The organism is Lentzea rhizosphaerae, from assembly GCF_042649515.1.
Taxonomy (GTDB): domain Bacteria; phylum Actinomycetota; class Actinomycetes; order Mycobacteriales; family Pseudonocardiaceae; genus Lentzea; species Lentzea aerocolonigenes.
Window position 1 is genome coordinate 24,574 of record NZ_JBHRZI010000060.1, and the last position, 6,727, is coordinate 31,300.

Annotated in this window: 7 protein-coding genes; 3 read left to right on the forward strand and 4 right to left on the reverse strand. The window is 68.9% G+C overall.

Annotated features, from left to right (window positions below; genetic code table 11):
• Positions 1-66 precede the first annotated feature (66 nt).
• The 4 genes from ACFOWZ_RS47850 to ACFOWZ_RS47865 all read right to left on the reverse strand — a co-directional run bounded on the left by ACFOWZ_RS47850 (position 67) and on the right by ACFOWZ_RS47865 (position 3,431).
• Entirely contained in the window at positions 67-561 is a 495-nt protein-coding gene (locus tag ACFOWZ_RS47850) for a COG4315 family predicted lipoprotein (RefSeq protein ID WP_382381378.1), read from the reverse strand.
• Positions 562-594: 33 nt separating this feature from the next.
• On the reverse strand, positions 595-2,022 hold the full coding sequence (locus tag ACFOWZ_RS47855) for a hypothetical protein (RefSeq protein ID WP_382381380.1): 1,428 nt from the start codon (positions 2,020-2,022) through the stop codon (positions 595-597).
• A gap of 73 nt (positions 2,023-2,095) precedes the next feature.
• Positions 2,096-2,713, reverse strand: coding sequence for a TetR/AcrR family transcriptional regulator (locus ACFOWZ_RS47860; RefSeq protein WP_382381382.1), 618 nt, complete (start codon positions 2,711-2,713; stop codon positions 2,096-2,098).
• 88 nt (positions 2,714-2,801) lie between these two features.
• Positions 2,802-3,431: a D-alanyl-D-alanine carboxypeptidase family protein gene (locus ACFOWZ_RS47865; protein ID WP_382381384.1), complete on the reverse strand. Its 630-nt coding sequence runs from the start codon at positions 3,429-3,431 to the stop codon at positions 2,802-2,804.
• Between the two features lie 204 nt (positions 3,432-3,635).
• Here ACFOWZ_RS47865 and ACFOWZ_RS47870 point away from each other — a divergent pair, with 204 nt between their 5' ends.
• The 3 genes from ACFOWZ_RS47870 to ACFOWZ_RS47880 all read left to right on the forward strand — a co-directional run bounded on the left by ACFOWZ_RS47870 (position 3,636) and on the right by ACFOWZ_RS47880 (position 6,453).
• Positions 3,636-4,028 carry an SSI family serine proteinase inhibitor gene (locus tag ACFOWZ_RS47870; protein WP_382381386.1) on the forward strand — a complete coding sequence of 131 codons (393 nt, stop codon included), beginning with the start codon at positions 3,636-3,638 and terminating at the stop codon, positions 4,026-4,028.
• A gap of 118 nt (positions 4,029-4,146) precedes the next feature.
• The gene (locus ACFOWZ_RS47875) at positions 4,147-5,244 is read left to right on the forward strand and encodes a calcium:proton antiporter (protein ID WP_382381388.1); all 1,098 of its coding nucleotides are present in this window, start codon (positions 4,147-4,149) and stop codon (positions 5,242-5,244) included.
• Between the two features lie 78 nt (positions 5,245-5,322).
• On the forward strand, positions 5,323-6,453 hold the full coding sequence (locus tag ACFOWZ_RS47880) for a lipase family protein (protein ID WP_382381390.1): 1,131 nt from the start codon (positions 5,323-5,325) through the stop codon (positions 6,451-6,453).
• Positions 6,454-6,727: the final 274 nt, after the last annotated feature.

The window sequence follows — 6,727 nt, forward strand, 5'->3', positions numbered from 1 at the left end:
AGCCGGTTCCCGTGCGTGGTCTGGGCGTGACTGCTTGTCAGCGCCGAATATTCGGTCCCTCGGGCGTCAGCGCGAGGCCTTCGAGCCGTTCGGAGCGATGGCGTACCAACGATCGTCCTTGCCGTGCCCGGTCGCGTCACCCGCCTGCTCGTCGTCGACGTAGCGGTACACAGGGTGGCCGCCGATGGTGACCTGCTCCGTGCCGTCAGGGCGTTTCATGGTGCCGAGCAGCTTCTGGTCGAGCTCGGGCGCCTCGATCTTGCCGCCGGCGGCCAGCAGCGGCGGCCAGACGAGCGTGCACTCGGGTTCGAGGCAGGTCGACTTCGACGAGCCGTCCTCGGTGTTGAGGTAGAGCGTGTAGTGATCGCGGTCGGCTACGACCGGGCCCACGGCGGGCGACTGCTCCACCCGCAGCTTCGCGATGTCACCCGGCAGCACCTGCGGCGGGCCGACGGCGGGGCCCGCTGCGGCTTCCAGCTCCTCCAGGGTCGCGGCCTCCTCGGGCGGAGCGGAACAGGCACCGAGTACGACGAGCAGCACGAAAGCGACGAATCGGCTCACGCAGTGAACTACGGACAGGCGGCCGGGTGCGGTTCACCAGAGGAAGATCAGCCGCAGGAAGTACACGACCAGGAAGAACACCGGAACCAGCAGCAGGGCCTTGCCGAACACCGCGAGCATCCCGCGGTTGGTCCGGATCCCCAGCGCCCTGCGGTGCGTCCCGAGCGACTGCAGCGCGGCCTGGATCGCGCGGGCGACGTAGAACACCGGTGCGCCGTACTTGTTCTTGTCTCCGGGGAACGGGCCGACGCCGTGCACCCGCGGGTTCCAGTCCTGGTCGAACACGACGACCGCGGACGTCCACTGCCCGGTCCGGAACTGCTCCAGGCCCGTCGGCGACGGCAGGTGGGCGTCGAGCCGTTCCGCGAGACCGTTGTGCTCACCGGGAACGAGCAGCACGAGCTTGCCCGGCGGCTGGGTGGTGCGGGCCTGCTCGACCTCCCACCAGAGCCCCTCGCCCTCGCCCAGCCGCAGCACGATCAGCTGCGACATGTCCATCAACGTCCGGACACCGGTCTGCCAGTCGTCACCGGGCAGGTAGAACCGCGCGGCGCCCAGGTGCGGCAGCGGTTCGCCCGGCCTGCCCACCGCGACCACGGGTCCGAACGCCCCGAGCGCGCCGACGAGCTGCTCCTCGCGGGAGTGGATCGAGAGCAGTCCCTGCGGCAGCGCGCCGGGGAGGTCGTCGACCACGGCCGCGTTGGGGTCGTCGTCGAAACCCCGCAGGTACAGCACGGGTCTGCGCCAGTCGGACTGGAGGACCGCGGCCGCGCCCGGTGTCGCCCTCGGACGCGAGTACCGCAGCACGTAGTACGCGACCACGATCGCGATCAGGCCGCCCACCAGCATGATGCTTCTGATGTTCCACGGGACGTCCTGAGCGCGGGTCACCGCGACCAGACCGAGGAAACCGGCGACCATGAGGACGTATCCGACGCCGTTGACCACCATGAAGATCGGTCGCCGCCACACCGGACGCGGTGGCACGAACCGGTTGACCAGCTCGACGACGTCGGCGTTGGCGGCGCGCCTGCGGTGGCGCAGGACGAGCGCTGCCGCCAGCAGCACCGCGCCGATCACGAGCCACGGCACGGCTCGTCCCCAGGACCGCGCGAACTCCTCGTCGAGCACCGCCTGGTCCTGCGGGATCTCCTCCGGCACGTCGCTCGCGAACCGGCGGGCGAGGTCGAACTCGCCGTCCTCGGCCGCGCTGGAGGCGTTGGAGATCGACGCCCTCGCCGAGCTGCCGGAGGGTGTGTTCTCGCGGAACCACTCCGCGGCCGCGGCGGCATCGGCGGCCGAGCCCCGCTCCACGGCCGTCAGGAACGCGGCGTGCTGCGCCGGTGCGTCGTGGAAGGCGTTGCGCTCGCGCAGATCCAGGCCCGCGGTGATCGCCAGGATCAGCGCCACGTAGCCGACCACGACCGCCGCCGCGGTGAGGAGCCTCGTCGCCGTTCGCACGCCGCCATCGGATCACGGCGGCAGCACCGGCCGGGGCGCTTCCGGGAGGAAATGGCCCGAACCGACCAGCGCGCTACGGCCGAGTGATCGCGGCCAGCATGAGCTCACGGATCTCCGCGGCGATCTCGTCCACCGCGAGCGGCGGCTCGTGCGCCTGCCACTCGCGCAACAGGCCGGTGGTCGCCCCCACCAGTGCGATCGCCGTGAGCCGGTACGACCGCTGCGGCGCCACCCCCGCTGCCGCCGCCCGCAGCGCCTCGGACTCGATGAACTCGGCCCACGTGTTCACCCACCGCACGTGCTGCTGCTCGATCTCCGCGTTGACGCCGACGGCCTCGACGTAGTTCAGGCGCGGTGCGCGGGGGTCCGCCGTCACGCTGCGCACGAACACGTCCAGCAACGTCGTGATCCTGGTGGCCAGGTCGGCGGTCTCCAGCTGTGCCATCGCCGTGCGGACTTCGGTGAACGCCGTGGCGTTGATCAGGTCGTGCAGCTCGCGGAGGAGGTCCTCCTTGGAGGCGAACTCCTCGTAGAAGTTGCGGGTGGAGACGCCGGCCTCCGTGCACAGCCCGGAGATCTTGGTGGCGGCGAAACCCGTGCCGGTGAACAGCGCCAGCCCGGCCTGCAGCAAGCGGGCCCTGCGCTCCGCCCTGCGCTGCTCGGGTGAGATGCCGCCGTAGGCACGTGCCACCGGGTGCTCCAATCTGGTAACTCGGGTTGTCAGATTACGTCGGCGCAACCTCGAGCGCACCCCAGGCGTCTAGACCTTTGACGGGCACTCAGCTGCCGGTCGCGCTCGGAACGAGCGCGGGGCAACCCCCTGTGGAGTAGCCGGCGTTGTACTCGAAATGCCACTGCTCATTTTCGTAGCGGCGGCACCAGCCGAGGGTGCTGCCGTTTTTCTCGACCCATTTCGCCGATTCGATCGGCTGAATGTCGACCGCGAGTCCGATCACGTGCATGGACCGGTCCGGCGGGTTCAGCACGTACTTCGACGCGAGTTCTTCGGTGCCGAACTTCTCGACCGCCTCGTCGAACTCCTTCTGCTGTTGCTGACGGCTGCGCTTGCCGTCGTTCAGGCAGAGCTGAACACCCTGCTCGGAGGCCTTGGCGCGCAACAACTTCCACGCCTGGAGAACGTCCGGGCGCAGGCCGTCGGGAGCCTCGTCGAGATAGCGGGCGTCGATCGGGCACTTCGGTCCGTCCGGCGGTCCCGGCACTTCCTCGAGAATCGCGAGCGGCTTTCCGGGGTGCCGGTCGAACACGAGCGTCAATCTGCCCAGGTATCCCAGCGCCCCGCCGGCGGAAACCACGAGTGTGACGATCAGGAGCACGCCGAACACGACGCGTCTGGAGGTCTTGGACATGATTTCGATAATACGTCCAAGAGTGGGCGTGTCTGTCAGCAACCCGTAACAGTCCGTCGGCAGCTGTGTCCCAGCGGACGTGGCGGGGAACACATCCATTCGGCCCAATCACGCTTTCGGCGGAGTGCGCAGATGTGATCGGTGAACGTTTGCTGGCCCCTTTCGCCGCCACGAAACATGATGGCAACATCTCCGGCGGCCGAGAACCGGCCCGATTTTCATGAGGTCTCAGGAGGACCGCTTTCCATGCTCAAGCGCATTCTCGCGTTCGTTGCGCTGTTCGCGTCACTTCTCATCGTCGGAGGCACCGCGCAGGCCGCCCCCTCCGCCCACGGGGACACCGCGCTCGTGCTGACCGTGCAGTACTCCGACATCGAGAACAACGCCTTCAAGGCAACCGTCCTGACCTGCGAACGAGGTGACAGCCACCCGCGCAGGGCCCTCGCCTGCGCGACGCTGGCGTTCACCGGCGCGGACCTGCAGACCATGCGTGCCGACGGCCGCGCCTGCACGTTCATCCACGCGCCGGTCGAGGTCTCGATGTTCGGCTTTTGGCGAGGTGAGCCCGTGAACGAGGTGCACACCTACCCGAACTCGTGCGTCATGCTGGCGCACACCGGTGCGGTGTTCGATTTCTAGCACCGGCTATTAATGTGGAGCGGGGCGCGGCAGGGGCGCTCCGCTCCACATTTCTTCGCTCCGGAATGGGTGTTCCGCCGAATGGCGCACGGCCCCGGCGGTGTGCGAGGGTTGGATCATGGCCGCCACCTCGCGATTTCCGCTGCTGTCCTGGACGACCATCACCCCCGTGCTCGGCGTGCTGCTGCTCGTGCTCGCCTGGGGGCGTGACCTCGCACCCGTGCTCGTCGCCGTCGTCGCGGTGGTGCTCGCCGCGACCGTGCTCGCCGCCGTGCACCACGCCGAGGTCGTGGCGCTGCGGGTGGGGGAGCCGTTCGGATCACTGGTCCTCGCGGTCGCCGTCACGATCATCGAGGTGGCCCTGATCGTCACGCTGATGGTGTCCGGCGGACCGGAAGCGTCCTCTCTCGCGCGTGACACCGTCTTCGCGGCCGTCATGATCACCACCAACGGCATCGTCGGCATCGCGTTGCTGCTCGGTGCGCTCAAGCACGGCACGACGCTCTTCAACGCCGAGGGCAGCGGCGGCGCGCTCGCCACGGTGATCACCCTGGCCACGCTCACGCTCGTGCTGCCGACCTTCACCACGACCACGCCCGGCCCCGAGTTCTCCGGCCCACAGCTCGCGTTCGCCGCACTGGCCTCCCTCGCGCTGTACGCGTTGTTCGTCTTCACCCAGACCGTCCGCCACCGCGACTTCTTCCTCCCCGTCGACGAGGACGGCGTGATCGAGGCGGACGACCACGCCGAAGCGCCTTCCGGCAAGGCCGCCCTCGCGTCGCTCGGCCTGCTGCTCGTCGCACTGATCGCCGTGGTCGGTCTCGCGAAGATCGAGTCGCCCGCGATCGAGGCCGGCGTACGCGCCGCGGGCTTCCCGCAGTCGTTCGTCGGTGTCGTGATCGCGCTGCTGGTGCTCCTGCCCGAGACGATCGCCGCCGCACGAGCCGCGTTGCGCGACCGCATCCAGACGAGCCTCAACCTCGGCTACGGCTCGGCGATCGCGAGCATCGGCCTCACGATCCCGACCATCGCGCTGGCGACGGTGTGGCTCGACGGCCCGCTGCTGCTGGGTCTCGGCTCGACGCAGATGGTCCTGCTGCTGCTCACGGTTCTGGTCAGCGTCCTGACCGTCGTGCCCGGTCGTGCGACGAGGTTGCAGGGCGGGGTGCACCTCGTGCTGCTGGCGGCGTTCCTGTTCCTCGCTGTGAATCCATAAAGCGAAAACCGCTATTGCCACATTACGACGTTCGGCCCTACATTGCGGTAACGCCGGTTACCACAAAGGGGTCCCCTGATGAAGCTCCGTGCCGTGCTCGCCGCCGTTCTCGTGGTATCAGCCCTGGTCACACCCGCTGCGGCGGCCGCACCGGGCGATCTCGTCAGCAGCCGGGAGGTGGCCTGGCATCCCGAGCCGCTGCGCCTGCTGCCCGCCCCGGTGAAGGCCTACGACATCCGCTACCGCTCCACTTCCGCGACGGGGGCCGGCAACGTGGTGTCCGGCATGGTGCTCGTGTCACCGCTGCCGTGGAACAACGGCCCGCGCCCGATCGTGGCGTACGCGATGGGCACGCAGGGCATGGGCGACCAGTGCGCCCCGTCGCGGCAGCTGCAGAACGGCACCGAGGTCGAGATCGCGTTCCTCGCGCAGGCCATGTTCAACGGCTGGGCCGTCGCCGTCACCGACTACGAAGGCCTTGGCACGCCAGGGGATCACACCTACGCGGTGTCCCGTTCGGAGGGACGTGCGCTGCTGGACGTCGCACGGGCGGCGAGCAACATCCCCGGTCTGTCCGCTGACGCTCCGGTCGGCGTTTTCGGTTACTCACAAGGAGGTCAGGCCGCGTCGGCCGCTGCTGAGCAGTGGAGGTCGTACGCACCTTCGCTGAACGTCGTCGGTGTCGCGGCGGGTGGTGTGCCGGCCGACCTCAACGCGGTCGCGAAGTTCAACGACGGCAACGCCGGGTCGGGTCTCGTGTTCGCGGCGGCGGCCGGATATGCCGCGGCCTACCCGGAACTGCCGTTGGCGTCGGTGCTGAACACCCGCGGGCAGCAGGTCCTCGACACGATTCGCGAGTCCTGCGTCGCCGAGATCGCCCTGGTGGCACCGTTCACGCGGTTGAACGCGCTGACCACGCGGCCGGACGTCATCCAGGACCCGTTGTGGCAGAAGAGGTTGACGGAGAACACGCTCGGTTCCGTGAAGCCCGCCGCGCCCGTGTACCTCTACCACGGCACGGTGGACGAGCTCATTCCGTTCGCCGTCGGGCAGAAGCTGCGGACGCAGTGGTGCTCGCTGGGGGCCGACGTGCAGTGGACGGCGCTGCCGCTGCTCGGGCACATCGCGGCGATCAGCGCGTGGGGCACGAACGCCCTGAACTGGCTCGGCGACCGGTTCGCCGGCAGGGTCACGCACCCCAACTGCTGATCAGCGCGGCGGCGAGAGCCGGGAGGAAGACCACTCCTGAGAGGCCGTCGGGAGTGGTCTCTTCGTCGTGTACGGCGCGGCTTGGAAGTAGGCGCTTCCGTGCGCAGCGAGGTTGCGCTTGCGTCAGCCCTTCATTCCGAGCCTCGGCTTGGGGTGGTTCGGCGCGGGTTTCAGCGGGGTGGTCACCCGCCTATGCCATGTCACCTTGCGTTGATGGTTGCGTGGGTCGTATGACGAGCTTTGGTTGCGTCATCGCCGCTTCGCGACGATTGCG

Bases quoted from the DNA above. Each gene is read 5' to 3' on its own strand.
- ACFOWZ_RS47870 (WP_382381386.1), top strand. From the start codon at position 3,636: ATGCTCAAGCGCATTCTCGCGTTCGTTGCGCTGTTCGCGTCACTTCTC.
- ACFOWZ_RS47875 (WP_382381388.1), top strand. From the start codon at position 4,147: ATGGCCGCCACCTCGCGATTTCCGCTGCTGTCCTGGACGACCATCACC.
- ACFOWZ_RS47880 (WP_382381390.1), top strand. From the start codon at position 5,323: ATGAAGCTCCGTGCCGTGCTCGCCGCCGTTCTCGTGGTATCAGCCCTG.